This is a genomic window from Hyphomonas sp., assembly GCF_037969335.1.
Classification (GTDB): domain Bacteria; phylum Pseudomonadota; class Alphaproteobacteria; order Caulobacterales; family Hyphomonadaceae; genus Hyphomonas.
In genome coordinates this window covers 1-22,747 of record NZ_JBBKXE010000212.1, presented here as the reverse complement: position 1 = coordinate 22,747, position 22,747 = coordinate 1, and the positions used below count along the sequence as shown (strand labels likewise).

The following is a 22,747-nucleotide window of genomic DNA, read 5'->3' as shown; positions in this document are numbered from 1 at the left end:
CGTGTGCCTCGTAGCGAGGCTGGAAACCTTGTTGCATTTTCGTTCGAAGCGACAGGCTGATCGTCTTGGCGGCCCGAGGAACGACTGGCGAATTGTCAGGCGGACACTAATCGGTCTTGCTTTGGAAGCGCAACTCATTCCCTGTGAGCAAAATCAACGTGAAATATCTGTTCGTTCCCGCGACGAGCGCTGTGAAGCATGCGATGAACGAAAGCGCGGTCCGGAGAGGTGGAGGGTCGTATCGAAGCCGGCAATACGCTGAAAACCAGAGAGAAAACTGGTGCCGCGAGGGAGAATTGAACTCCCGACCTCGTCATTACCAATGACGCGCTCTACCACTGAGCTACCGCGGCGTTGCCGTTTGCAAGTCGCGGCTTTAGCTTATGCCTTCCAAGATGAAAAGACCGTTTAACCGCGAAAAGCTGCAGGATATGTCCCACACGCCGAAAGACCCCGAAAAAGTTGCCCGCCGCGCCGAAGCGTTACGGGCGAACCTGAAGCGCCGCAAGGTCGCCAGTCGCAAGCCGAAAGACGACAGCCCGCCCGCTCCGGAAGGCAAGCCGGATTGACCCGGCCGGACCTGACCTCCCAGGCGTTCAAGCGATCCCCTCACGCGGCGCTGGCGCAACTGGTCGAGGCGGGTCCGTTCTGCGAAATGAAACTGCCGCTGTTCGGTCCGATGCTGGCCACGACCCGCCATGCCGCCAGCCAGGCGCTGTTGAAGGATACCGGGCATTTCGCCGTGGATGCCCGCAATGCAGGCCACAAATCCGCGTTCGGCATGCCCTTCCTGCCCAAGGTCTTTCGCACGCTGGCGAACAATGTCCTCTCGCTCGACGACCCGGACCACAAAAGGCTGAGGCGTCTGGCAGACGGGCCGTTCCGCCGCACCAGTATCGACGCGATGCGGCCACTGATCCGGCAGCAGGTTGACCGACTGCTCGACGATTATGTCGCCAGCGGCAATCCGGACCTCGTCGCGGGCTTCTGCCGCAAGCTGCCGCTTCAGGTCATCTACACGGTGCTCGGGATGAGCGAGGCGACGCAGGCCCGGTTTGACGCCACCATGGGGGCGTTGAGCGCGGGCGAATCGCCGCTCGCACTGGTGCGCGCGGTTTTCGCGCTGAGCCCGATGCTCAAGACCCTGCGCGCCGAACTCGACGATTTGCGCCGCAATCCGCGTCCGGGCCTGATGAGCGAGCTGGTGCATGCCAAACAGGAAGGCGACCAGCTCAGCGAGGATGAACTGGTCACGATGGTGTTCATCCTGTTCGTCGCCGGGCACGAAACCACGACACACCTGCTCTCGACCAGCGTCTTCACGCTGCTCACCGAGCCGGATGCGCTGGACACGTTCAGCCGCCTGGAGGGCGACGCCCTGTCTGTGGCGGTCGATGAATTGATGCGATTTACCGGACCGGTGCAGATGACCAAGCCGCGCTTCGTGCGCGAAGACATGGTGTTCGAAGGCCGGGCACTGAAGAAGGGCGACAAGGTCATGGCCCTGCTCGCGGCGGGCAATCTCGACCCGGCCGTATTCGACGCCCCGCTGAGGCTCGATCTGGCCCGCCAACCGAACCGGCATCTGGGTTGGGGGAATGGGCCGCATATCTGCCTTGGCCTGCACCTGGCCAAGGCGGAGGCGGAAATCGCCTTGTCCGAACTCGTCAGGCGCGCTCCGCGCATGGCCCTGATGACCGAACCGGACCAGCTGAAATGGATCAAACGGTCCGGATTGCGCGGGCTGCAGGCGCTGCCGATCACCCTGTCCTGACGCTGCGAGACCCCATCCTGCCTGCTTTTGCGCCACAAGGTTCCACATTCCCGCCTTTCCCGCGCCGTGAACCGCTCTATAAGTGCGCGCCATGGATAGATTGAACATCATTGGCGGCGCCCAGTTGAATGGCCGCATTCGCGTTTCCGGTGCCAAGAACTCGGCCCTGAAGCTCATGGTCGCGTGCCTGCTTACCGACGAGCCGATCACGCTCACCAACATGCCGAGCCTGGCTGACACGCGTTTCCTCGCGCAGCTGCTCGAAACACTGGGGGTCGAAGTCTACTGGCCGAAGGGCGAGTCGACCTGCCGCCTCAACGCGGCCGAGCTGAAAAGCACGATCGCGCCCTATGAACAGGTGCGGAAGATGCGCGCCAGTTTCAACGTGCTGGGCCCGCTGATTGCCCGCTCGGGCCACGCGACGGTTTCGCTGCCCGGCGGCTGCGCCATCGGTGCCCGCCCAGTCGACCTTCATCTTCAAGCCCTTGAGGCGATGGGCGCCGACCTCAAGGTCGAGAGCGGCTACGTGAAGGCGGCCGCGATCCAGGGCCTCAAGGGCGCGCATATCGTGTTTGCCATGCCCAGCGTCGGCGCCACCGAACATGCCATGCTGACGGCGACCCTGGCCAAGGGCGAGACCATTCTCGAAAACGCCGCGCGCGAGCCCGAGATCGAAGACCTCGCCGATTGCCTCAACAGCATGGGCGCGAAAGTGACCGGCGCCGGTACGTCGACGATCCGCATCACCGGCGTCGAGAAACTGCACGGCACCACGCACGCTGTCATGCCTGACCGGATCGAAGCCGGCACCTATGCCATGGCGGCAGCCGCTGCGGGCGGCGATGTCACGCTGGACGGCGCGCCGGTCGAGGCCCTCGGCGCGATGATCGCCAAGCTGCGCGAAGCCGGCGTCACGGTCGATGCCGACGAGGCCGCGTCCACGCTTCGCATTCGCCGCAATGGCACGCGCCTCAAGGCCGTCAGCGTCTCCACCCAGCCGCACCCGGGATTCCCGACAGACCTTCAGGCCCAGTTCATGGCCCTGATGAGCCTGGCCGATGGCACCAGCATCATTCGCGAGACGATTTTCGAGAACCGTTTCATGCACGCGCCGGAATTGTCGCGCCTTGGCGCCGACATAAATGTCCGGGGGCAGGAGGCCGTGGTCAAAGGCGTGCCGCAGCTGACTGGCGCGCCCGTGATGGCAACAGACTTGCGTGCGTCGGTCTCACTTGTCATTGCAGGGCTTGCCGCACAGGGTGAGACTGTGGTGAACCGTATCTACCATCTGGATCGCGGGTTTGAGCGGTTGGAAGCGAAACTGAATGCCTGCGGCGCCAATATCCAGCGTCTGTCGGGCGAGGACGAATAAGGGGCCCCAATGTCCGAACCACACGCGCTGCGTCTTCTGGCCGAAACGGCCGAGGATCTTCAAGTCATTGCAGCGGCGGTCCAGGACTCGGTCGTCAAGGCCGGCAGCCTGAAATACGAGGCGCGCAAGAACCGCTTTTCGCTGGAACTGAACCGGTTCCGCTGGGAAGCAGGCCAGCCGCGCGCCAAGGAAGGCGTTCGCGTGCGGTCGCTGCTCGCCTTTGATGGCGTGCTGGGCGCGAAAACCCGCGCGGTCACCAAGACCGATCCGGAACTGATCCTCTCCCTGCTTGATGTCACCTTCACGCCAGCTGACGAGCCGCCCGGTGGCACCGTGACGCTCCTGTTTGCAGGCGACGGGGAAATCACGCTGGATGTCGAAGTGCTCGACGCGACCCTGCTCGACAGCGACTATGTCTGGCCGACCCGCAACCTGCCGAGCCACGAGCGAAGGCGGCGGTAACGTGTTGCGCAAGTTCAATTCCGAAGCGTCGTCGTTCAAAGGCGAATTTGCCGCCTTCCTCGCCGAGGATCGCGGGACAGGGCATGATGTCGCCGGCGTCGTGCGCAAGATACTGGAAGATGTCGAAACCCATGGCGGCCAGGCCGTGGCCGATTACACCGCCAAGTATGATGAATTGCAGCTCGACCCAACCACGCTGGAATCCGACAATGTGAACCTGCATGCGCTCGCCGCAGACTGCCCCGCAGACCTGCGCGAGGCGATCGATTTCGCCCACGACCGTATCGCGGCCTATCACACCGCGCAGCGCCCGGCAGACCATGCCTTCACCGATAGTGCAGGCGTCGAGCTCGGCTGGCGCTGGACTGCGCTGGAAAGCGTTGGCGTCTATGTGCCGGGCGGGCGCGCGAGCTATCCCTCATCCGTGCTGATGAACACGGTTCCCGCCAAGATCGCCGGCGTGGAGCGCATCGTCATGGTCGCTCCGGCACCGGGCGGCGAACTCGCCCCGGCCGTTGCCTATGCCGCGCTCAAGGCCGGCGTGGATGAATACTACCCGATCGGCGGCGCGCAGGCTGTCGGCGCGCTGGCCTTCGGCGCCGGACGCCTGAAGCCGGTCGACAAGATTGTCGGCCCTGGCAACGCCTTCGTGGCCGAAGCCAAGCGTCAGGTCTTTGGCCGTGTCGGCATCGACACGATTGCCGGACCGTCGGAAATCCTAATCATCGCTGACCACACTGCCAACCCGGACTGGGTGGCTGCCGACCTGCTGTCCCAGGCCGAGCATGACCCGTCCAGCCAGTCGATCCTGATCACTGTGGATCAGGCTGTGGGCAAAGCTGTGGAAATCTCTGTGGAAAACCAGTTGAAGGAATTGGCGACGGGCGAACGCGCCCGCGTGTCCTGGGAACGCCACGGGGCCATCATTACCGTCCCCGATCTTGAAACCGCCGCAGCCATTGCCAACCGGATCGCACCGGAACACCTCGAACTCGCCATTGCCGATCCAGACGCCCTGCTGCCGCTGATCCGACATGCAGGCGCGGTCTTCCTGGGGCACCTGACGCCGGAGGCGCTTGGCGACTATGTCACCGGATCGAACCATGTGCTGCCGACCAGCCGTGCGGCACGTTTCGGCTCGGGCCTTGGCCTCTATGATTTCCTCAAACGGATGAGCGTCCAGCGCGTCAGCGCCCAAGGCTTTGCTGCGCTGGCCCCGGCAGCGATGCGGCTGGCTGAAGCCGAAGGCCTGCCAGCGCATGCGCGGTCAATCTCCATCCGCACGAACCGGAGTGGGGGCGATGGGTGACAACCGCCTGATATCCGTCAGCATTGACGACGAGACCCTCGGCGCGTCGGGCCCGGATGCCGAGCATGAGCGCCGCGTCGCCATCTTCGACCTGATCGAGGAAAACAGCTTCGCCCTGATCGACCATGATCGCGGTCCCTATGCGCTCAGCCTTTCGCAGGTCGAGCGCAAGCTGGTATTCGCCGTTCGCGACGAGGCCGGCGAGGACGTCCACACATTCATCATGTCGATGGGCCCGTTCCGCGGTGTGATCCGCGACTATTTCATGATCTGCGACAGCTATTACGACGCCATTCGCAACCAGACGCCGCACCAGATCGAGGCGATCGACATGGCCCGGCGTGGCATCCACAATGAGGGCTCCGAACTCCTGGCTGAGCGGCTGGAAGGCAAGGTCAATGTCGACTTCCACACGGCCCGCCGCCTGTTCACCCTGATCTGCGCGCTACATGCGGGCCAGACGCGCTAGGCTGGCGTCCAGCCGGCGCTGCCAGTCGCCGCTCAGCGACCGAACATCGCCTTCGCTTTTTCGATGTCATAGGCCTGTTCTGTCAGGTGTTCCGGATCCCATTCGCTGCGATGGATCTCGAAGAAATTTCCGCCATAGACATGGATCGCGCCGGTCAGTTTCTGGATCGGGTTGGTCACCGAGTGAATCACGTCCTTGCCCAGTGGCGTGACATCGCCTGTCGACAGGGCTTTTGCGCCTGCGGCCTCGATACGGCCCTCCGGGTCGTCCTTCACCCGGCGCCAGAAGATATTGTCTTCCCGGCCCCCATAGACGCCGATCACCGCCCACATTTCGTGATTGTGCGGCATCAGCGTCATGCCGGGCTTCCAGATCACATTCACGATCGTGAGGTCGTCGGCGACATGGAGCGGGACAATTCCTCCTGCCGTCGGCTCGCCAACGGCGGCCAGCACGTCCGCCGGATCGCTGAACGCACGCGCCACGATGTCCTGCACGGTCTTGTGGGTCGGGTCTGCGGCCACCGCTGCACGGCAATCTTCGACGAAGCGATCAAGATCAAGCATGGTATCCTCCCGGGCTTCCAGCCATAAGGCAGCGGTGACCGATCGCCAAGCGCGAGCCCCTCTGACCTTCCACGCTTGCCGGAATCTGTGCAAAGGGCTATGGCGCGCCCTACATATGTTTCGGCGGCGCAACGGACCGCTCTGAATTTGGAGACTTCATGTCGAAAGAAGAACTGATTGAATTTGAAGGCACGGTCGTCGAACTGCTGCCGAACGCGACGTTCCGCGTCAAACTCGAGAACGAGCACGAAATCATCGCCCACACGGCTGGCAAGATGCGCAAGAACCGTATCCGCGTGCTGACCGGCGACAAGGTCATGGTTGAAATGACCCCCTACGACCTGACCAAGGGTCGCATCACCTACCGCTTCAAGTAAGACGCATGGCGAGCTTCGGACACGCGCCGCTCATCCTTGCGAGCGCCAGTCCGCGCCGGCGGGACCTGCTTGCCCAGATCGGCATCGTCCCGGCCCGCATCGCCCCCACCGACATTGACGAAACGCGCCGCAAGGACGAGTCCCCGCGTGTGCTGGCCGAACGCCTCGCCCGCGAGAAGGCGGCGGCGTGCGATGCCGACGGCTTTGTACTGGCCGCCGACACAGTCGTTGCGCTCGGCACCCGGAATCTGGAAAAGGCCGAAGACGCCGCTGAAGCCGAAGCCTTCCTGCGCCTGCTGTCAGGCCGCTCGCACCAGTGCATTACCGGCATTGCCGTGAAAGCGCCCGATGGCCGCCTGCAGTCGCGCACGGTCCTTGCCCGGGTCCGGATGAAACGCCTCACCGATCAGGAGATCGACGCCTATGTCGCCAGTGGCGAATGGCAGGGCAAGGCAGGCGGCTATGGCATCCAGGGCATGGCCGGCGCCTTCATCACCCACATCAATGGCAGCTACACGACCATTGTCGGCCTACCGCTCTATGAGACCAAATCCCTGCTCGAAGGCATGGGTTGGCGGGCAGGCCAGAGTAGCTCATCCTGAGCGAAGTCGAAGGACGGGTTACGTGAACAGCGGAATGCGGCCGCGCTCATCCTTCGACTTCGCTCAGGATGGACGCTCTGAGGAAGGACAGTCATGAAACCATTGGTGTTGATTTTAAATTCGGTCCTACTTGTTCTGGCAACAATTGGTGCTCTGTTGGAATTAGCGTTGTTGCCATTGGCAGTGAGAACCGGTCAGTCCGACAAGTACTTGCCGACGATCGTCCTCGCCGTTTTGATGATGCTCAACGCCATTGTGTGTGCGCGAAACAGCCGAGCCGTCAGAAAGAATGTGCCGTTCGGCAAAACCCTGATTGCGGGCAATTTATTGTGCGTGGCCACAATGGCGCTGATCGCCGGCGAAGAATGGGCGAGCGATTCGATTGATCGAGAGGCGTTCTTTTTTGTCTTCGGAATGATCTCGATGAATGTTGCGATCACACTGGCATTTGCATTGAAACGGAAAAAGGTGGGCTAGCGACGCCGCTCACGTTTTCGCCTTTGGGTGTTCGATTTATCGGCGGATGATCTGCGACCCCCGCGGGCGCAGTTCATCCGCCGAAGGATTTTCTCATATTGATGCCCGTCGCGCGATAGCCCGCCGCCAGGTACAGGCGCTGCGCCTTTTCATTGTTTGCGGCCACGCGCAACCTGGCTTCGCGATGACCGGTCCTGGCGAACATGTCCTCCAGGGCGACCAAGGCGGATTTGGCATACCCTTTCCCCCTGTGGCCGGGCAGAACGTAAAACTCGCTGATGAAAACAGTCTTGCCGGCCGCTTCGGGTTTGCACCAAAGATACCCGACAGGCGCGTCGGTTTCATCGCCGTCTCTCACCATGCAAAGCAGGACCTGACCCGGCGTATCAACGCCCAAAGGCAAGTCGGCTTTCACTTCGCGTTCCGCGCGCGCGCGGGCAGCGCCAATGTCCTCATCATAATTGGCAGAAATCTCTTCCGCGTAATCAGGGATGAAGTAGGCGATGAAATCGGCATATTCGCCAATTTTCATGTCGCGGAGATGTATCATGTGATCCTATGTCCCTGAACGCGCCACCCATGACGATGGGTTTGGACTGTCGGCCAGTCTAGGCCAAGCGAAAGCAGGCACAAGGCATGGGCAAGTCGACAAGAGCCTGGCTGCGATGTCGCGTCAGGCTCAGCTCAGGGAACGGATTTACATGACGAAAACCACCATCATCACCGGCGGCACCAAAGGCATTGGGCTGGCGATTGCCACGCGTCTCGCCGCAAAGGATACCCATCTTATTCTCGGTTATTTGAGCGATGAGCGCGCCGCAGCAGACGCAAAAGAAAGCCTCGAACAGCTCGGTGCGAAGGTCACCACGGTTCGCAGCGATCTCGGTGAGCCGGGCGGCGTTGACCGGCTGGTTCAGAGTGTCAGTGATGATGGCCCGGTTCACATCGTCCACAATGCGGCAATGATTTATGCCACCAACCTGTTGTCCGCCGACATGACGACCCTGTCCAAGGCGCTCGACGTCAACGGCATGTCCTTGCTGCGCCTCGTCCGGGCCGCGATGCCCGTGCTCAAATCCGGCAGCTCGATCGTGTTTGTCACCAGCGCCGGCGCCAAGGTGGCGAGGCCCGGCTATGCCGCGCTGGGTGTTGGCAAAACCCTCGCCGAGGGTTTGATCCGCTACCTGGTGCTGGAACTGGCACCGCTTGGCATTACGATCAATTCCGTGGCGCCCGGCATCGTTGCGACAAGTTCAGTGGCAACCATGGTCGGCGGCGAAGAGGCGGCCAGCAAAGTCCTTGCGAGTGCCGCCCGCATGACCCCGCAGGGCCGGATTGCGCAAGACGATGACTTTACCGGCGTTGTCGAATTCCTGCTCAGCCCCGCCGCGAAATTTGTTCAGGGCCAGACCATCCACGCCAATGGTGGCGTCTTCGTGCCCTAGGCCCGCTCCATCGCGGCGACGGCCATCAGGCTGAGCATCACCACGGCGCCGATGCCGAGCCATAGCGGATTGGCGCTGGCCAGTGCGCTGACATCTTCCTGCGCCTGAAGGATCGATGTTGTCAGTGACGAATCCAGCCCCACGGAATCGGCCAGCAGTTTCGGCAATTGCGATGCCGCCAGAAGCGCGCCGCCCAGGCCTGTCACGGCCAGCAGCAGTTTGCGCATGCGGGCCTGTGCCCGGATACGGCCCATCACCTGGTCCACGAACGGCTTGGCCTCTTGTTCGCGGTCTTCAGCGGTGAACAGGGCCGTCAGGTCGGCATAAGTGTCTTCGTCTCGCATGGTCTCTACTCCATCACGCCACTTGGTCGGCGGCAAGGTGTTTGCGAAGGGCGGCCACGCCGCGCGTCACATGTGATTTTATCGTGCCAAGCGGCCATCCGGTCGCTTCGGCAGCTTCCCTGTGGCTCAGGCTGGCGGCGACACACAGGGTGACGCAGATGCGCTGGGCTTCGGGCAGTCTGGCGAGGGCGCGCGACAGGTCCATCTTGTCGCCTGTGTCGGCCATTGTCCGGTCGAAAGGAATGATCTCCGCGGTCTCGTCAAATTCGATTTCCGGTCTCTGGCGTCGCCGCACCTGCAGGAATTCCCGGTAGCAGATCGTGCAGATCCACGCGGCGAACGTGCCTCCGGCATAGGTGCCGATTTTTTGCCACGCCGTCAGGAAGGTCGCCTGCGCAATGTCGTCTGCATCGCCGGACGAGGCGGTAAGGCGCCGGGACATGCCTCTCACCCTGGCCTGGTGACGCCGCACAAGTTCGGCGAACGCGCTGTCGTTGCCACGTGCGGCATCGGCTGCCAGGTCGGGGTCGGTGAGCATGTCGGTGCCTCCCGCAGCGACGATCCAGAGATCAGGCCGATTTGCGGCCATGACCGAATGCCCAGAGGCCAAGATACGCCAGTCCGAGGAAAACCGGAAACGAGGCCACGCCCAGCATGGGCATGATCGCTTCACCTTCTTCGTGACCGATCATCATGCCGAGGACGGCAAAGGCCGCGCCGAACGCGATGAACAGGACACCGCGGCGCAGGTCCGCGCGGATCGGGTCGACCAGCAACGACATTTTCTCGATCAGTTCCGGCGAGATGGTCTGGCCGCTATCGATGGCGTGGCGCACGGTTTCATGGGCCGTCAGGCGTTTGCGATAGTTGAAATAGCTGACCAGCCAGATGCACACCGGCACGACAGAGAACAGGACGATTGGGACAAGAATGTCTTCCATTGGATAGTCTTTCTCACAGTTTCACCGGATCCTTTTGCCCGGCTTCATGTGGGAGATGCCGCGAGCGGCCCATTTGGATGCAGCTATCATCAAAAAAACTTGCTGCCGCCTCGGCTTGCAGGCGACGGGGCACACCTGTAATCGCGAAGGCAGCATGGTCAAACTCACGCCCAAAGCCAAACGACGCCCGCATGTGGCGGCCGATCTCGCCACGCCGTCCGGTCGCAAACGGGCGCGGCGCGAGCTTGTCTGGGGCGACCACGGCTTCCTGCGGGCCCGTTTCAGCAACCTGCACGAGATCGCGCCCGGCATGTGGCGCGCCAACCAGCCGTCGCCGCGCCAGGTGCTTGCACATGCGAAAGACCGTGGCATTCGCACCATCATCAACCTGCGCGGCGCCAGCACCAAGGGCTATTACCTGCTGGAAAAGGAGGCCTGCGAGGCCGCCGGTATTGAACTGGTCGATTTCCAGGTCTTTTCCCGCGACACGCCCACAAAGGAAGCCATCTTCGGCGCCCGCGACCTGTTTGAGCGGATCGAATATCCGGCCCTGATGCACTGCAAGTCGGGCGCAGACCGGGCAGGTATCATGGCTGTCCTGTACAAATTGCTGCACGAAAAGGTGCCGTTTGAAGAGGCGCGCGAGCAGCTGTCATTCAAATACCTGCATATCAAGCATGGCAAGACCGGCATGCTGGACTGGTTTTTCGACACGTATGCGCGGTTCAATGAGGGCAGGGCGCCGGGCGATTGGAAGCCCTTCCTCGACTGGGTCGCGGAAGACTATGACCGGCTCGCCGTGAAAGCGGATTTCCTCGAATCCTTCGGCACGAAAGTGCAGGTCGACAAGATTATCGGGCGGGAATAGCCGCTTCCCCTGACGAAAGATTCATGATTGGCTACGCGACGAATATGATTACGGAGCCGCCAGAATGCGCCACCTTGCCCTCTCCCTCGCGGCCCTCACGCTACTCGCGTCCTGCAGCGGCAACAGTGATAACAAGGCCATCGTAACAGCTTGCACGACGGGCGGCGAAAACGCCCAGACATGTGCCTGCATCGCCGACGCCATGGAGGCAAAGCTCGATCCGGACCTGTTCAAGCGCACCGCCCAGTCGATCGGGCGCGAAAAGCGCGATGTCGAAACCTTCGTCACCTCGCTGAGCAATGAGGAACAGCTCCAGTTTGCCAGCGTCGTGAATGATATGTTCACCTGCAAACTGGCGCCACCCGAGGCGTAAACTGCCTGCGGGGCCTGATGCAATTCGGCACCGTTCCGGCCCGGAAGTTCGTTTCATACGTGTAATCGCGTGACGGCACGCGCTAATCTGCCTAAATTCGGCACCGCAACAGGAAGGGGACACCCATGAAGTTCTTAATCATCAACAGTTTCCGCATCATGGTCTACGTGGCCTATATCGCGATCATCGTCGGCGGCATTGCGCTCGGCCTCTACAACAAGGGCGAATTCAGCAATGAAATGCTGGGCCTGACAGGCGGACTGGCACAGGTTGCAGACTTTGCGATCTTCACGGCCGGAGGCTGGATCGCCGCCAGCCTTGTCTGCGGCCTGATTGTCACGCTCATGGACATCCGCGACGACATCAACGACCGCCTGCCGGACGCACGCCGCGACGACTGAACGGTCCTTGAATTGGGGAAATTATTCAATGCCGCCGGAGTTTTCTGGCGGCATTTTTTCTGGAAGGAATGAAACATGCCACCCTTGGAAGCCGCCGCCATCTATGTCGGCATCAACATGTTATTGCTGATCTACCTGTCTTCGCGCGTCGTGTTCATGCGCCGTTCGGCGCAGGTCTCGGTCGGGCATGGCGGGAATATCGAACTTGAGCTGAGAACGCGCACGCATGGCAATGCGAGTGAATACATCCCGGCCATGCTGGTCGGCCTCGTGACAGCCGCCTTCATGGGCATCCCGGCGCTCTGGATTCACATTCTCGGCGGCGCCTTCACGGCGGGCCGTATCCTTCATGCCGTCGGCCTGTCGGGGACAATCTTCCAGCTCCGCGTGACCGGCATGCTGCTTACCTGGATCGCCATGATCCTGATCGCGGTCATGCTGATTTATCACGGGCTTGCCTGATTTGACCGGTTGCACCGCCCGGCGGGGCGGTCCATCTAGCCAGTATGGCTGAATTCAAGACCCCGCCGGCTGACTTGCTCGCCGGCCTCATCGACCAGTGCCTGAAAGCAGGCGCCGACGCAGCAGATGCCCGTATCGGCGCAGCCGAGGGCGTCAGCGTCTCCGTCCGCGACGGCAAGATGGAAAGCATCGAGCGCGAGGAGAGCACAAGCGTCGCCCTTCGCGCCTTCTTCGGTAAGCGCCAGGCGCACGTTTCCGGCTCCGATCTCTCCACCGAAGGGCTCCACGCCCTTGCCACCCGCTGCGCCGCGATGGCTCGCGCCGTGCCGGAAGACAAGTATTGCGGCCTGCCGGACGCCAGCGACCTCGCCACCGGCGCGCTCGACATGGACCTGACAGGCGAACCCGAAATTTCCGCCGAGACGCTCGAAAGCGAATCCCTCGCCGCCGAAGCTGCTGCTTTGGCTGTGAAGGGCATCAAGACGGTCGCCGGTTGCGGCGCCTCCTGGAACCGTTCCTCGCGTTGGGTCGCAGCCTCCAACGGCTTCGCCGCCTACAAGACCGGCACCAGCACCAGTCTCGGCCTTGCGTCGGTCGCCGAAAAAGACGGCGCCATGGAGCGCGACTATGAAAGCTGGTCCGTGCGCCATACGGCTGACCGCCCCAGCGCCGAAGCCATCGGGCGCACCGCAGGCGAACGCACCATTGCCCGCCTCGGCGCCCGCAAGCTCGAAACACAAAAAGCCGCTGTCCTGTATGACCGGCGCGTCTCCAGCGGCCTGATCGGCGCGCTGATGAGCGCGATTTCCGGCCCGTCCATCGCCCGCGGCGTCAGCTTCCTGAAAGATCGCATGGATACGCAGGTCTTTGCCAAGGGCGTCAACGTCATCGACGATCCGTTCCGGCCCTTGGGCATGGGCTCGCGCAGCCATGATGGCGAGGGCCTGCCCGTGAAAGAGACCCACCTGATTGAGGATGGCCGCCTCACCGAATGGCTGCTCAACGGCCCGTCGGCCCGCCAGCTCGGTCTCAAGCCCAATGGCTTCTCCGCGCTTGGCTTCGGCGACCCGCCGGGCGTCACGACCTCGAACCTGTATCTTCAGGCTGGCGAGAAGACGCCTGCTGAACTGATGGCCCAGGCCGGCAAGGGCCTGCTCGTCACCGACATGTTCGGCCCATCGATCAATCCGAACACCGGCGACTATTCCGTCGGCGTCGCGGGCTTCTGGTTCGAGAATGGCGAGATTGCCTATCCGGTGTCCGAAGTGACCATCGCGGGCGACCTGCCGGCCATCTTTGCGCGCCTGATTCCGGCGTCCGATCTTGAATTCCGTGGCACCCGCGACGCGCCCAGCATCCTCGTCGAGGACATGAGTCTTGCCGGCAGCTGAACGTACGCTTGTTGAAGACCTTGTGACACTGCGCAGCCTCGCCATTGAGGCGGGCCAGCTGGCACTGTCCTATACGCTGGAAGGCCAGTCGGCGCGCGCCTGGGAGAAGACCGGCGGCAGCCCCGTCACCGAAGCCGACATGGCCGTCAACCAGCTCTGCGACCTGCGCCTTTCGGCCTCCCGGCCGGAATATGGCTGGCTGTCGGAAGAAACGCTCGACGATCCCTCCGCCCGCCAGAAAGACCGTTGCTGGGTCGTCGACCCGATCGACGGCACCCGCGCCTATATGCGCGGCGACCCGAACTGGTGTGTCGGCCTCGCCATCGTCGAGGAAGGCCGGGCCGTTGCCGGGGTGCTCTATGCGCCCGCGCTCGGCCAGCTCTACGAAGCCCGCATCGGCGCCGGCGCCTACCTGAACGGCGAGATCATACGCGTCTCCGAATGTCAGAGCGAAACAGGCTGCCGCCTGATCGCCGCCGAGGAAATGCTCAACCACAAGGGCTGGCCAGAGCCGTGGCCCGCCGTCACCGTACCGCGCCCCAAACCCAATTCCACGCTTCTGCGCATGGCCTTCGTGGCCTCCGGCGCCTGGGACGCCACGCTGGTCCTTAGCCACAAGTCCGACTGGGATCTCGCCGCAGGGGCCATTCTGGTCAGCGAAGCGGGTGGCATCGCGACAACCCACAAGGGCGAGACGCTGCAGTTCAACCGGGCCATTCCGGCCCAACGCAGCATCATCGCGTCTGGCAAACGGCTGCATCCTCTGTTAGTGCGCCGGTCAGGATTTGTGGATATACCCGACCCACAGGAAAAAGCGGTCCAGGCCGCACCCATTGTCAAAACGGAGCCAGTCAAAATGGGCGAAGCGCCTCAAGCCGGAAAACAGCTTCTCCACATCGTCTTCGGCGGTGAGTTGAAGGACGTGAACGAAGTCCAGTTCGAAGACCTCTCCAAAATGGACTTCATCGGCGCCTTCGGCTCCTACAAGGAAGCCTATGACGCCTGGAAGGCCGCGGCACACAGCACGGTCGACAACGCCGAAATGCGGTATTTCATCCTCCACGCCCACCGGCTGCTCGACCCGGAGACGGGGGAACACCATCACATCTGATCCGGCCAAACCGGTGCGCCGCTCTGGTGCCCTGACGCGTCTCGGACGGGAGCGCTTTGCCGCGCACTGGCGCTGGTTCGCGGCCGGAACGCTGTGCGCCGCGCTGACCTCGGTCGCAGCCGCGTCCTATGGCTACCTCCTGAAACTCGTCGTCGAGGGCCTCGAAGCCCTGACCGGACCCGAGCGGGTCGAGGTCCCGACCAGCCTCTGGTGGCTGATCGCCATTATCGGCCTCGCCGCCATTGTCCGCTCGCTGGCCCTGTACGGCATGACGATCTTCAACAATACCGGCGTCCAGCGCGCCATTGTCGATATCCAGGCCGACCAGTTCGGCGCGCTTACCGATGGCGACTTTGCCCGCATCGCCGCCGAGGCGTCTGGCGGCTTCGTTTCGCGCTTCATCAATGACGTGAATGCCCTGCGTGACGCCGGCCTGCGCATCGCCAACAATCTCACCAAGGGCGTGCTCACCGTCATCGGCGTCTTCATCACCATGCTCGTCATGGACTGGAAGCTGACCCTCGTCCTCCTCGTCATCTATCCCATCGCCTTTGCCCCGGTCCTTGCCCTTGGCAACCGGGTCCGCAAACGCTCGCGCCAGTCGCAACAGCAGATCGGGCAGGTGACCTCACTGCTCGGCGAGGCCTTCCAGTCGGCCCGGGTGGTCAAGGCCTACGGCCTCGAGGACTACCAGAAGGCCCGCGCCGGGCGCGGCTTCGCCGAGCGCTCGCGCCTGTTCCTGAAAGTGCTCACCGACCGCGCCGCCGTCGATCCCATCCTCGAAATCACCGGCGGCCTCGCCCTGGTCGGCATTCTCGCGCTCACCGCTTGGCGTATCGCGCAGGGTGACACATCACTCGGCAATTTTGTCGGCATTGTTGGCGCCATCGCCGTCGCCGCGCCGGAACTGCGCGCGCTCGGCACGCTGAACTCGGTGGCGCAGGAAGGCGGCGCCGCCGCAGACCGCGTGTTCGAGATCACCGATGCAGCGCCCGAAATCGCCGACGCGCCCGGCGCGCAGCCCATCGCCTGGGTCAGCGGCACCGTCGCCTTCGATAATGTCAGCTTTGCCTATCCGGACGGCACCGAGGCGCTCAAAGGCCTCTCCTTCACGGCCAATCCCGGTGAGACGGTCGCCCTTGTCGGTCCGTCCGGCGCGGGCAAGTCCACCGTCTTCAACCTGCTTCTGCGCCTCTACGATCCGACCGGCGGCATCGTCTCCGTCGACGGCACGAATGTCCGCGATGTCAGCGGCGCCAGCCTGCGCGCCCATATGGGCCTTGTGGCGCAGGATGCCGCCCTGTTCGACGACACGATCCGCGCCAATATCGCGCTCGGCCGCCTCGGTGCCAGCGATGCCGAAATCGAAGCTGCCGCCCACGCGGCCAATGCACACGAGTTCATCCGTGCACTGCCGGGCGGCTATGACGCCCCCGCCGGTGAAATGGGCCGCAACCTCTCCGGCGGCCAGCGCCAGCGCGTCGCGCTTGCCCGCGCCATCCTGCGCGCCGCGCCGATCCTGCTGCTCGACGAGGCGACCTCCGCCCTTGACGCCGAGAGCGAGGCCAAAGTGCAGGACGCCCTTGCGAAATTCTCCACCGGCCGCACAACGCTGATCATCGCGCACCGCCTCTCCACCGTCCGCGCGGCTGACCGTATCATCGTGATGGAAGATGGCCGCGCCGTCGAAGACGGCACCCACGCCGACCTGATGGACAAGAACGGCGCCTATCGTCGCCTCGTCGACCTCCAGCTCAGCTAAACCCTGGAAGGCTCATCCTGAGCTGGGCCTTCTCAATCCCCGGTAAAGTCCGGCTTGCGCCCTTTCAGGAAGGCGCTGACGCCCTCCTTGAAATCATCCGACTGCTGCAACAGGGCAAATGCCTCAAGGTCGCGGTGACCTGTCGCCCGGGCCAGCGCCATGGCCGCGACATTCACGTCCTGCTTCACGCTCTTCAGCGCCGTCGGGGGCAGGGCAGCGGCCGCTTCGGCAATCTCGCGGGCCTTGGCCAGCGCCGAGCCTGCCGGCACGACATGGTCGCACAGGCCCCAGGCCAGCGCCGTCGTCGCGTCGACCTTTTCGCACAGCGCTGCGATACGCTTCGTCCGCGCCGGGCCGACCAGCGCGACGAAGCGCGGGATAGAGCCCCAGCTCATGTTCATGCCGCGCTCGACTTCCGGCACATAGAAGGTCGAATTGTCCGCCGCCACGCGCAGGTCGCACGCCGTCGCCAGCGCTGTGCCGCCGCCGACGCACCAGCCCTCGACAGCGCAGATGGTCAGCGCATCGACATCCTCCCACGCCTGGCACATGCGTGGCCCCCGGCGCAGTTGCACCCGCCGCTGGCTCAGTGGCAACTGGGCGGCCGTATTGCCTTCCGGGTCCTTCAGGTCAGCGCCCATGCAGAACTGGTCGTCGCGGCCTGTCAGGATGACGACGGAAATATCCAGGCAGTCATGGAAGCCCTGCGCCGTCTCGGTCAGTTCGCGCATCAGTTTCTGGCTCAGCGCATTCGACCGGCTGCCCGTATCGAAGCGCACGGTCGCAATCCGGCCTTCGCGCGTCACGCTGACAAGGTCGCTCATTCAGGCGTCGCCCGCCGGGCGTTCCTGCGGCAGTTGCGTCGTGGCATGCTGGAGGAACTTGGCCAGCTTCTCGGCGCTCTCGGCGCCCTGCACGGCCACCGCGCGATTGGCGATATAGGTCGGCACGCCGCTGACGCCCATCTGGCGGAAGGCATCGGCCTCCTCGCGCACGGCCTGCACGTCGGCATCGCTCTTCAGCAGGTCGGCCACGATCGCCGCGTCGAGTTCAATCTCCCGCGCCACATCGACCAGTACATCATGGTCGCTGATATCGCGCCCGTCCTCGAAGAAGGCCTTGAACAGGGCTTCCTTGGCCTCGGCGCCCTTGTCCTGGCCCTGTGCCCAGCGGACCAGGCGGTGCGCGTCGAAACTGTTGGGCCGGCGTGTGATCTTGTCGAACCGATAGGGGATGCCCTCGGCCTCGCCATAATCGACCAGCGCCTGGCGCATCGTGCCGGAGCGTTCGCGGCTCTCGTCCGATCCGCCGAACTTCTCTTTCATGTATGCCTTATAGTCGACGCCCGCCGCCGGGATCGTCGGGTCCAGCTCGAACGGCCGGAACACGAGTTGAACATCAACCTCGGGGGCCAGCTTGCGCGCCGCCTCGATCCTGCGAAGTCCCAGCCAGCACCACGGGCAAACCAGGTCCGATACCATTTCTACAACAACTGTCATGGCCCCAGCCTATTCGCCACTTATCGCGCACGCAACCGGCACAACAAGATGTGATGGACACGCAGGCTGTCCGACTTGACAGCGAGCAACAATACAACTAACTGTACAATAAATTGTATAAAAGGGTGCCGGGGCAATGAGCGACGACAATTTCATCGATACACACGGGCTGGGGTCCGCCTTCATCGCCTACCAGCTTGAGCGGCTGGCAGAACTGATCGTCGCCCAGGGGAATGACATGCTGGACGCGGCCGGGATCACATTCCCGTCGCGCGCTGTCTCGACGGTTCTCTTCATCGGCGAGCACCAGCCGACCTCGACCGCCGATATCGCCCGGGCGCTTGGCCAGCCGCATCAGGTTGCCACTCAGCGCGTGGACCTCTTGGTCCGGCTTGGCATCGTGGAGCGCATCGACGATCCCGATGACGGACGCCGCAAGCTGCTCCGCCTGACCCGTCAGGGCGTCGCTCAATTCGGGGTCCTGACGGCGCGGCTCGCGAAAGCCGGCCAGGCTTTTGAAGCCCTCTTCGATGAAATCGGCTGCAATCTCTCCGCCGTCACCCAGCGCGCAGCAGACTCCCTTCTCGACGCGCCCCTTCTCTCTCGCATGAAAGACGACTGACATGACCCGACTCACAAATATCATTCTGTCGACAATGCTGCTGGCCAGCCTCTCGGCCTGCGAAACGCGCGAGGCGGCCATCGCCGCGCCGCCCTCTGCCGTGTTCGCGCAAGCGTGGAACGCTGGCATTGATCCGGATGAGCCTGCGTTCCATGTGCAGGAGATCGATGCGAACACGTTCGTCCTGCGCCAGTCGCTGCGGACCAGTTTCGAGGCGCCATTCCTCTATCTCCTCCTCGGAGAGGACAAGGCGCTCCTGATCGACACAGGCGCTGAAGGCGCTGACCCTCGCGCCGAAGTGGACAATTTGCTCGCGGCCAGCGGGCATGCCGGACTGCCGCTCGTGGTCATGCATACGCATGGTCACGGCGATCATGTCGGCGGCGATGCCAGCTTTGCCGACCGGCCCGATACAATCATCGTCGGGCACACGGCTGAGGACGTCGCTGGCTTCGTCGGTATCGATCAGTGGCCGGAAGATAGTGGCGCGCTGGACCTTGGCGGACGCAAAGTGGACGTGCTGCCGACCCCGGGGCATCATGCCTCGCACGTCATGGTCTATGATCCGGTCACGCGCATCCTGTTTTCGGGGGATGCCATCTATCCGGGGCGGCTCTATTTCGTGTGCGACAAGGCCGGTGAATATGCGGCCTCGCTCGATCGTGTTGCTGATTTTGCGCAGACCCATCAGATCGATTGGCTGCTGGGCGGGCACGTGGAGATGAAGGCAGCGGCGGGCCACTCATTTGGCCAGGATGGCAAGGCGCGCCGCGGCGAACACCTTCTGGAACTGCCGGGAAGTGCCCTGGGCGATGTGACGGCCGCCTTCGCCGGGATCGGTGACTATCCACGCGTCACCCCTTTTCCTGAATTCATGCTGTTGCCGCACCCGGCCGATCCGGCGGGCATGTCCCCGCCCGACTGGTGCAAGCCTGCCTGATATGAGACGGGTGCCAATCGGCTCCTGTGCCGGCTCAGTCCTGGGCGAATGTCAGGCTCAGCGAAAAGCCGTCGTCGGTGGCGGTACGTGTGACTTCCGAGCCGAGCTGTGAGGCGGCCGCATCGACCAGCCGGTGCCCGAGCCCCTCGGCGGCGCTCGATGGGCGGGTGGCCGAATTCGTGCCTGCGCCATTGTCTCTACAGGTCAGGGTCACGTGCCCATCCGCCCCGTTCAGCAGGCTTAGCGAAATGGTACCCGCGCGATTGTTGGCAAAGCCGTGCTTGAGCGAGTTGGCGACAAATTCGCTGACAATGATGCCGATGGCCGAGGCATAGGTCGACCCGACGCTGATCGGGTCGATCTCGGCCTCGATCACAATATTTCCTGGCGCCGAATCCTGCAGCAGCGCGATCACGCGCGGAATGAACCGGTCCAGTGGCACGGTCTCGATTTCTGCGGCCTGGTGCAGTTCCTGATGAAGCAGGGAAATGGCGTCGACCCGCCGGGATACCGCGTCGAAAGCGTCCCGGTTTTCCTCGCCCGCGCGCGACTGGTAGAGCCGCACCAGCGAGCTGACCGATTGCAGCGAATTCTTCACGCGGTGATCCATTTCGCCCAACAGCACCTGCTGGTCGCGCAGCGCCAGGCGCAGGTCCAGTTCACGCATCACCTGCTTGGCCAACGTGCGCAGGGACTTCTTCTGGAATTCATTGAGCGCATAGGGCTGGTCGTGCAGCACGCACAGCGTGCCGATCGGAAACCCGTCGCGGGATTTCAGCAGCGCACCGGCATAGAAACGCAGGCCCGGCTCATCGCGGCAGAGTGGGTTGTCCTGTGTGCGCGTGTCGGCCTGTGTGTCGGGAATCTCGACGAAATCGTTCTCGAGTATGACGTGCGAACAGATCGAGGTCTCGAGCGGCGTTTCGCGCACGCCCAGCCCAGTTTCCGCCTTGAACCACTGGCGGTCAGCATCGATCAGGTTGATGACCGAAATCTTCGCGCCGCACAGTTCGGCGGCCAGCTCGACGATATCGTCGAAATCGGCCTCTCGCTCGGTGTCCAGTATGTCATATCGGTACAGGGCGGCCAGGCGCTCAGCCTGGTGGGGGTGCTTGGCTGCGAGCATCGTCCATCTTCCCTGGTATTCATGCCACTGCACTGAGTTGAGCATGAAAACGCTATTTTTCTAGAATAGTGAACAAATCCCGTCAACTCTGCTTGCAGCAAACGCGCGGCGCCGATGCGCCGTGGGCACCGCAACCTGCGCGGCGACAGGCGCGCGAAGCGCATCGCGCGTCCAGCCTACTTCTTCCGTCCGCCCAGCACAGCGACCAGTTCCTCCACCTTTTCCCGCCGCGCATCGAGATCGTCACCTTCCAGCGCATGCTCGACGCAGGTCGCGATATGGTCATCGAGAATCAGTCCCTCGAGTCCGGTCAGCGCCGCCTTGATGGCCTGCACCTGCCGCACGATGTCGACGCAATAGCGGTCCTCGCCCACCATCTTCGCGACGCCCCGCACCTGTCCCTCGATCCGGGCCAGGCGTTTGGTGGCATTGTCTCGTGTGTCGGGTGTCATGGCTCAAGTTTCCTCACAGTTTCACACGGCGCAGGCGCAGCGCATTGCCGATCACCGACACCGATGACAGGCTCATTGCGGCAGCGGCAATCATCGGGCTCAGCAACAGGCCGAACACGGGGTAGAGCACGCCTGCCGCCAGCGGCACGCCCAGCGTGTTGTAGATGAAGGCGAAGAAAAGGTTCTGCCTTATATTGCGCATCGTGGCGCGGCTCAGCGCGGTCGCCCGGGCAATGCCCAGCATGTCGCCTTTCACCAGCGTCACACCGGCGCTTTGCATGGCCACGTCCGTGCCCGTGCCCATCGCGATCCCGACATCGGCCTGCGCCAGCGCCGGGGCGTCATTGATGCCGTCCCCCGCCATCGCCACCACCGCGCCGCCCGCCTGCAGCTCGCGCACGATCCGGTTCTTGTCCTCCGGCGAGACATCGGCGTGCACGTCGTCAATGCCCACCTGCCGGGCCACGGCCCGCGCCGTCGCCTCGCTGTCGCCAGTCAGCATCACCACTTTCAGGCCCTGTGCGTGCAGGCGCGCAATCGCTTCTTTCGTGGTGGCCTTGATCGGGTCGGCGACGCCGATCAGGCCCGCCGCCTTGCCATTGACCGCCACGAACATCACGGTCTGGCCGTCTTCCCTGTAGGACTGGGCGGCCTCGCCCCGTGCGTCATCGAACCCGCCGATCCGGCGCATCATCTTCGCATTGCCGATGGCAACCGACTTGCCATCCACCGTACCCTGAGCACCTTCGCCCGTAACGGACTCGAAGTCTTGGGCCACGCTCGTCTTGATGCCGCGCGCTTCCGCGCCGCGCACGATGGCAGCCGCCAGCGGGTGCTCGCTCGCCGCTTCGACGGCCGCGACAAGTGTCAGCAGTCCGGTTTCGTCCCAGCCCTCGGCGGGCTCCAGGGTCACCAGTTTCGGCTTGCCTTCGGTCAGCGTTCCGGTCTTGTCGACCACGACAGTGTCCACTTTCTCCAGCGTCTCCAGCGCTTCGGCATTGCGGATCAGGATGCCGTTCTGCGCGCCCTTTCCGGTGCCCACCATGATCGACATCGGTGTCGCGAGGCCAAGCGCACAGGGGCAGGCAATGATCAGCACGGCCACGGCATTGACCAGCGCAAAGGCCAGCGCCGGGTCCGGCCCGAACAGGGCCCACACGATGAAGGTCAATACGGCTGACGCTACGACCGCCGGTACGAACCAGGCCGCGACAATATCGGCCAGCCGCTGGATGGGCGCCCGCGAGCGCTGCGCCTCGGCCACCATGCGCACGATCTGCGCCAGTACCGTATCGTCGCCCACGCGCGTCGCGGTTATCACCAGGCTGCCGGTCGTGTTCACCGTGCCGCCGGTGACGGCATCGCCTGCCGCTTTTGCCACCGGCACGGGTTCGCCCGTCACCATGGATTCGTCGATGGAGGAATGTCCCTCGGCCACCTCGCCGTCCACCGGCACTTTCTCGCCGGGGCGGATGGCAGCGAAGAAGATGTCGATCTCGACACGGTCAAATCCGGCGACCGGCTGCGCATCCGCCCCGGCGAGAAAGTGCCGGTGGACGGCGAGGTGGCCGAGGGACATTCCTCCATCGACGAATCCATGGT

Annotated in this window: 28 protein-coding genes, 1 tRNA gene and 2 pseudogenes; 20 read left to right on the top strand and 11 right to left on the bottom strand. The window is 63.5% G+C overall.

Going from position 1 to position 22,747, the window contains the following annotated elements; translation table 11 throughout:
- Nucleotides 1–278: 278 nt before the first annotated feature.
- Nucleotides 279–353, bottom strand: a tRNA-Thr gene (locus AADA04_RS15685).
- Between the two features lie 42 nt (nt 354–395).
- Here AADA04_RS15685 and AADA04_RS15680 point away from each other — a divergent pair.
- From AADA04_RS15680 to AADA04_RS15655, 6 genes are all read left to right on the top strand, one after another.
- Nucleotides 396–569 carry a hypothetical protein gene (locus AADA04_RS15680; protein WP_340694220.1) on the top strand — a complete coding sequence of 58 codons (174 nt, stop codon included), beginning with the start codon at nt 396–398 and terminating at the stop codon, nt 567–569.
- Nucleotides 566–1,774, top strand: coding sequence for a cytochrome P450 (locus tag AADA04_RS15675; RefSeq protein WP_340694219.1), 1,209 nt, complete (start codon nt 566–568; stop codon nt 1,772–1,774). The genes AADA04_RS15680 and AADA04_RS15675 overlap by 4 nt, the downstream gene beginning before the upstream one ends.
- A gap of 91 nt (nt 1,775–1,865) precedes the next feature.
- Nucleotides 1,866–3,146: a UDP-N-acetylglucosamine 1-carboxyvinyltransferase gene (gene murA / locus AADA04_RS15670; RefSeq protein ID WP_340694218.1), complete on the top strand. Its 1,281-nt coding sequence runs from the start codon at nt 1,866–1,868 to the stop codon at nt 3,144–3,146.
- Between the two features lie 9 nt (nt 3,147–3,155).
- Nucleotides 3,156–3,608 carry a DUF2948 family protein gene (locus AADA04_RS15665; RefSeq protein ID WP_340694217.1) on the top strand — a complete coding sequence of 151 codons (453 nt, stop codon included), beginning with the start codon at nt 3,156–3,158 and terminating at the stop codon, nt 3,606–3,608.
- Nucleotide 3,609: 1 nt separating this feature from the next.
- Nucleotides 3,610–4,917: a histidinol dehydrogenase gene (gene hisD / locus AADA04_RS15660; protein ID WP_340694216.1), complete on the top strand. Its 1,308-nt coding sequence runs from the start codon at nt 3,610–3,612 to the stop codon at nt 4,915–4,917.
- On the top strand, nt 4,910–5,386 hold the full coding sequence (locus tag AADA04_RS15655) for a UPF0262 family protein (RefSeq protein ID WP_340694215.1): 477 nt from the start codon (nt 4,910–4,912) through the stop codon (nt 5,384–5,386). Before hisD ends, AADA04_RS15655 begins: the two co-directional genes overlap by 8 nt.
- Before the next feature lie 32 nt (nt 5,387–5,418).
- Here the strand turns inward: AADA04_RS15655 and AADA04_RS15650 are convergent, their stop codons facing one another.
- The gene (locus tag AADA04_RS15650) at nt 5,419–5,952 is read right to left on the bottom strand and encodes a hypothetical protein (RefSeq protein WP_340694214.1); all 534 of its coding nucleotides are present in this window, start codon (nt 5,950–5,952) and stop codon (nt 5,419–5,421) included.
- A gap of 158 nt (nt 5,953–6,110) precedes the next feature.
- Here AADA04_RS15650 and infA point away from each other — a divergent pair, with 158 nt between their 5' ends.
- The 3 genes from infA to AADA04_RS15635 all read left to right on the top strand — a co-directional run bounded on the left by infA (nt 6,111) and on the right by AADA04_RS15635 (nt 7,408).
- A complete protein-coding gene (infA, locus tag AADA04_RS15645; RefSeq protein ID WP_045654549.1) occupies nt 6,111–6,329 on the top strand; it encodes a translation initiation factor IF-1 in 219 nt (72 codons plus the stop codon).
- Between the two features lie 5 nt (nt 6,330–6,334).
- The gene (locus tag AADA04_RS15640) at nt 6,335–6,931 is read left to right on the top strand and encodes a nucleoside triphosphate pyrophosphatase (protein ID WP_340694213.1); all 597 of its coding nucleotides are present in this window, start codon (nt 6,335–6,337) and stop codon (nt 6,929–6,931) included.
- 93 nt (nt 6,932–7,024) lie between these two features.
- On the top strand, nt 7,025–7,408 hold the full coding sequence (locus AADA04_RS15635) for a hypothetical protein (protein ID WP_340694212.1): 384 nt from the start codon (nt 7,025–7,027) through the stop codon (nt 7,406–7,408).
- Between the two features lie 73 nt (nt 7,409–7,481).
- On the opposite strand, the gene AADA04_RS15630 is transcribed toward AADA04_RS15635, so the two are convergent.
- Nucleotides 7,482–7,958 carry a GNAT family N-acetyltransferase gene (locus tag AADA04_RS15630; protein ID WP_340694211.1) on the bottom strand — a complete coding sequence of 159 codons (477 nt, stop codon included), beginning with the start codon at nt 7,956–7,958 and terminating at the stop codon, nt 7,482–7,484.
- Between the two features lie 151 nt (nt 7,959–8,109).
- Here AADA04_RS15630 and AADA04_RS15625 point away from each other — a divergent pair, with 151 nt between their 5' ends.
- Nucleotides 8,110–8,853: an SDR family oxidoreductase gene (locus tag AADA04_RS15625; protein WP_340694210.1), complete on the top strand. Its 744-nt coding sequence runs from the start codon at nt 8,110–8,112 to the stop codon at nt 8,851–8,853.
- Here AADA04_RS15625 and AADA04_RS15620 read toward each other — a convergent pair.
- Genes AADA04_RS15620 through AADA04_RS15610 form a run of 3 tightly spaced genes read right to left on the bottom strand, consistent with a single transcriptional unit; the run spans nt 8,850 to nt 10,138 of the window.
- Nucleotides 8,850–9,197 carry a hypothetical protein gene (locus tag AADA04_RS15620; protein WP_340694209.1) on the bottom strand — a complete coding sequence of 116 codons (348 nt, stop codon included), beginning with the start codon at nt 9,195–9,197 and terminating at the stop codon, nt 8,850–8,852. The genes AADA04_RS15625 and AADA04_RS15620 overlap by 4 nt on opposite strands.
- A 13-nt stretch (nt 9,198–9,210) precedes the next feature.
- Complete coding sequence (locus AADA04_RS15615; RefSeq protein ID WP_340694208.1) at nt 9,211–9,786, bottom strand: RNA polymerase sigma factor; 576 nt, start codon at nt 9,784–9,786, stop codon at nt 9,211–9,213.
- The gene (locus AADA04_RS15610; RefSeq protein ID WP_340694207.1) at nt 9,767–10,138 is read right to left on the bottom strand and encodes a DUF6249 domain-containing protein; all 372 of its coding nucleotides are present in this window, start codon (nt 10,136–10,138) and stop codon (nt 9,767–9,769) included. Before AADA04_RS15610 ends, AADA04_RS15615 begins: the two co-directional genes overlap by 20 nt.
- 154 nt (nt 10,139–10,292) lie before the next feature.
- Between AADA04_RS15610 and AADA04_RS15605 the strand changes: the two genes are divergently transcribed.
- From AADA04_RS15605 to AADA04_RS15575, 7 genes are all read left to right on the top strand, one after another.
- Entirely contained in the window at nt 10,293–11,006 is a 714-nt protein-coding gene (locus AADA04_RS15605; protein WP_340694206.1) for a protein tyrosine phosphatase, read from the top strand.
- A gap of 64 nt (nt 11,007–11,070) precedes the next feature.
- Nucleotides 11,071–11,379 carry a hypothetical protein gene (locus AADA04_RS15600; protein WP_340694205.1) on the top strand — a complete coding sequence of 103 codons (309 nt, stop codon included), beginning with the start codon at nt 11,071–11,073 and terminating at the stop codon, nt 11,377–11,379.
- A gap of 125 nt (nt 11,380–11,504) precedes the next feature.
- Nucleotides 11,505–11,780, top strand: coding sequence for a hypothetical protein (locus AADA04_RS15595; RefSeq protein ID WP_340694204.1), 276 nt, complete (start codon nt 11,505–11,507; stop codon nt 11,778–11,780).
- 75 nt (nt 11,781–11,855) lie between these two features.
- Nucleotides 11,856–12,242, top strand: coding sequence for an MAPEG family protein (locus AADA04_RS15590; RefSeq protein ID WP_340694203.1), 387 nt, complete (start codon nt 11,856–11,858; stop codon nt 12,240–12,242).
- A 44-nt stretch (nt 12,243–12,286) separates the two neighbouring features.
- The gene (locus AADA04_RS15585) at nt 12,287–13,633 is read left to right on the top strand and encodes a TldD/PmbA family protein (RefSeq protein ID WP_340694202.1); all 1,347 of its coding nucleotides are present in this window, start codon (nt 12,287–12,289) and stop codon (nt 13,631–13,633) included.
- Nucleotides 13,620–14,744: an inositol monophosphatase family protein gene (locus tag AADA04_RS15580; RefSeq protein ID WP_340694201.1), complete on the top strand. Its 1,125-nt coding sequence runs from the start codon at nt 13,620–13,622 to the stop codon at nt 14,742–14,744. Before AADA04_RS15585 ends, AADA04_RS15580 begins: the two co-directional genes overlap by 14 nt.
- Before the next feature lie 13 nt (nt 14,745–14,757).
- A complete protein-coding gene (locus AADA04_RS15575) occupies nt 14,758–16,506 on the top strand; it encodes an ABC transporter ATP-binding protein (RefSeq protein WP_340694200.1) in 1,749 nt (582 codons plus the stop codon).
- Between the two features lie 32 nt (nt 16,507–16,538).
- Here the strand turns inward: AADA04_RS15575 and AADA04_RS15570 are convergent, their stop codons facing one another.
- Together AADA04_RS15570 and AADA04_RS15565 are read right to left on the bottom strand one after the other, a co-directional pair.
- On the bottom strand, nt 16,539–17,330 hold the full coding sequence (locus AADA04_RS15570) for an enoyl-CoA hydratase/isomerase family protein (RefSeq protein WP_340694199.1): 792 nt from the start codon (nt 17,328–17,330) through the stop codon (nt 16,539–16,541).
- A complete protein-coding gene (locus tag AADA04_RS15565) occupies nt 17,331–18,005 on the bottom strand; it encodes a DsbA family oxidoreductase (protein WP_340694198.1) in 675 nt (224 codons plus the stop codon).
- A 136-nt stretch (nt 18,006–18,141) separates the two neighbouring features.
- Here AADA04_RS15565 and AADA04_RS15560 point away from each other — a divergent pair, with 136 nt between their 5' ends.
- Together AADA04_RS15560 and AADA04_RS15555 are read left to right on the top strand one after the other, a co-directional pair.
- Complete coding sequence (locus AADA04_RS15560) at nt 18,142–18,627, top strand: MarR family transcriptional regulator (protein WP_340694197.1); 486 nt, start codon at nt 18,142–18,144, stop codon at nt 18,625–18,627.
- Nucleotide 18,628: 1 nt separating this feature from the next.
- A complete protein-coding gene (locus AADA04_RS15555) occupies nt 18,629–19,567 on the top strand; it encodes an MBL fold metallo-hydrolase (RefSeq protein WP_340694196.1) in 939 nt (312 codons plus the stop codon).
- A gap of 34 nt (nt 19,568–19,601) precedes the next feature.
- Here AADA04_RS15555 and AADA04_RS15550 read toward each other — a convergent pair whose 3' ends face one another.
- The 3 genes and pseudogenes from AADA04_RS15550 to AADA04_RS15540 form a co-directional block, all read right to left on the bottom strand.
- On the bottom strand, nt 19,602–20,693 hold the full coding sequence (locus tag AADA04_RS15550; protein WP_340694195.1) for a histidine kinase dimerization/phosphoacceptor domain -containing protein: 1,092 nt from the start codon (nt 20,691–20,693) through the stop codon (nt 19,602–19,604).
- A 176-nt stretch (nt 20,694–20,869) separates the two neighbouring features.
- A complete protein-coding gene (locus AADA04_RS15545) occupies nt 20,870–21,145 on the bottom strand; it encodes a metal-sensitive transcriptional regulator (protein ID WP_340694194.1) in 276 nt (91 codons plus the stop codon).
- A gap of 13 nt (nt 21,146–21,158) precedes the next feature.
- Nucleotides 21,159–22,619, bottom strand: a pseudogene (locus AADA04_RS15540) (copper-translocating P-type ATPase); the annotation flags it as partial.
- On the opposite strand from AADA04_RS15540, the pseudogene AADA04_RS15535 reads away from it, so the two are divergent.
- Nucleotides 22,614–22,747, top strand: a pseudogene (locus AADA04_RS15535) (hypothetical protein); the annotation flags it as partial. The pseudogenes AADA04_RS15540 and AADA04_RS15535 sit on opposite strands and share 6 nt — an antisense overlap.

Excerpts from the sequence above, each read along its gene's own strand:
- AADA04_RS15555 (WP_340694196.1), top strand. The coding sequence starts at position 18,629 with ATGACCCGACTCACAAATATCATTCTGTCGACAATGCTGCTGGCCAGC.
- AADA04_RS15680 (WP_340694220.1), top strand. The coding sequence starts at position 396 with ATGAAAAGACCGTTTAACCGCGAAAAGCTGCAGGATATGTCCCACACG.
- AADA04_RS15595 (WP_340694204.1), top strand. The coding sequence starts at position 11,505 with ATGAAGTTCTTAATCATCAACAGTTTCCGCATCATGGTCTACGTGGCC.
- infA (WP_045654549.1), top strand. The coding sequence starts at position 6,111 with ATGTCGAAAGAAGAACTGATTGAATTTGAAGGCACGGTCGTCGAACTG.
- AADA04_RS15560 (WP_340694197.1), top strand. The coding sequence starts at position 18,142 with ATGAGCGACGACAATTTCATCGATACACACGGGCTGGGGTCCGCCTTC.
- AADA04_RS15610 (WP_340694207.1), bottom strand. The coding sequence starts at position 10,138 with ATGGAAGACATTCTTGTCCCAATCGTCCTGTTCTCTGTCGTGCCGGTG.
- AADA04_RS15565 (WP_340694198.1), bottom strand. The coding sequence starts at position 18,005 with ATGACAGTTGTTGTAGAAATGGTATCGGACCTGGTTTGCCCGTGGTGC.
- AADA04_RS15590 (WP_340694203.1), top strand. The coding sequence starts at position 11,856 with ATGCCACCCTTGGAAGCCGCCGCCATCTATGTCGGCATCAACATGTTA.
- murA (WP_340694218.1), top strand. The coding sequence starts at position 1,866 with ATGGATAGATTGAACATCATTGGCGGCGCCCAGTTGAATGGCCGCATT.
- AADA04_RS15665 (WP_340694217.1), top strand. The coding sequence starts at position 3,156 with ATGTCCGAACCACACGCGCTGCGTCTTCTGGCCGAAACGGCCGAGGAT.
- AADA04_RS15550 (WP_340694195.1), bottom strand. The coding sequence starts at position 20,693 with ATGCTCGCAGCCAAGCACCCCCACCAGGCTGAGCGCCTGGCCGCCCTG.
- AADA04_RS15605 (WP_340694206.1), top strand. The coding sequence starts at position 10,293 with ATGGTCAAACTCACGCCCAAAGCCAAACGACGCCCGCATGTGGCGGCC.
- AADA04_RS15545 (WP_340694194.1), bottom strand. The coding sequence starts at position 21,145 with ATGACACCCGACACACGAGACAATGCCACCAAACGCCTGGCCCGGATC.
- AADA04_RS15615 (WP_340694208.1), bottom strand. The coding sequence starts at position 9,786 with ATGGCCGCAAATCGGCCTGATCTCTGGATCGTCGCTGCGGGAGGCACC.
- AADA04_RS15570 (WP_340694199.1), bottom strand. The coding sequence starts at position 17,330 with ATGAGCGACCTTGTCAGCGTGACGCGCGAAGGCCGGATTGCGACCGTG.
- AADA04_RS15635 (WP_340694212.1), top strand. The coding sequence starts at position 7,025 with ATGAAACCATTGGTGTTGATTTTAAATTCGGTCCTACTTGTTCTGGCA.
- AADA04_RS15630 (WP_340694211.1), bottom strand. The coding sequence starts at position 7,958 with ATGATACATCTCCGCGACATGAAAATTGGCGAATATGCCGATTTCATC.
- AADA04_RS15600 (WP_340694205.1), top strand. The coding sequence starts at position 11,071 with ATGCGCCACCTTGCCCTCTCCCTCGCGGCCCTCACGCTACTCGCGTCC.
- AADA04_RS15650 (WP_340694214.1), bottom strand. The coding sequence starts at position 5,952 with ATGCTTGATCTTGATCGCTTCGTCGAAGATTGCCGTGCAGCGGTGGCC.
- AADA04_RS15585 (WP_340694202.1), top strand. The coding sequence starts at position 12,287 with ATGGCTGAATTCAAGACCCCGCCGGCTGACTTGCTCGCCGGCCTCATC.
- AADA04_RS15640 (WP_340694213.1), top strand. The coding sequence starts at position 6,335 with ATGGCGAGCTTCGGACACGCGCCGCTCATCCTTGCGAGCGCCAGTCCG.
- AADA04_RS15620 (WP_340694209.1), bottom strand. The coding sequence starts at position 9,197 with ATGCGAGACGAAGACACTTATGCCGACCTGACGGCCCTGTTCACCGCT.
- AADA04_RS15655 (WP_340694215.1), top strand. The coding sequence starts at position 4,910 with ATGGGTGACAACCGCCTGATATCCGTCAGCATTGACGACGAGACCCTC.
- AADA04_RS15625 (WP_340694210.1), top strand. The coding sequence starts at position 8,110 with ATGACGAAAACCACCATCATCACCGGCGGCACCAAAGGCATTGGGCTG.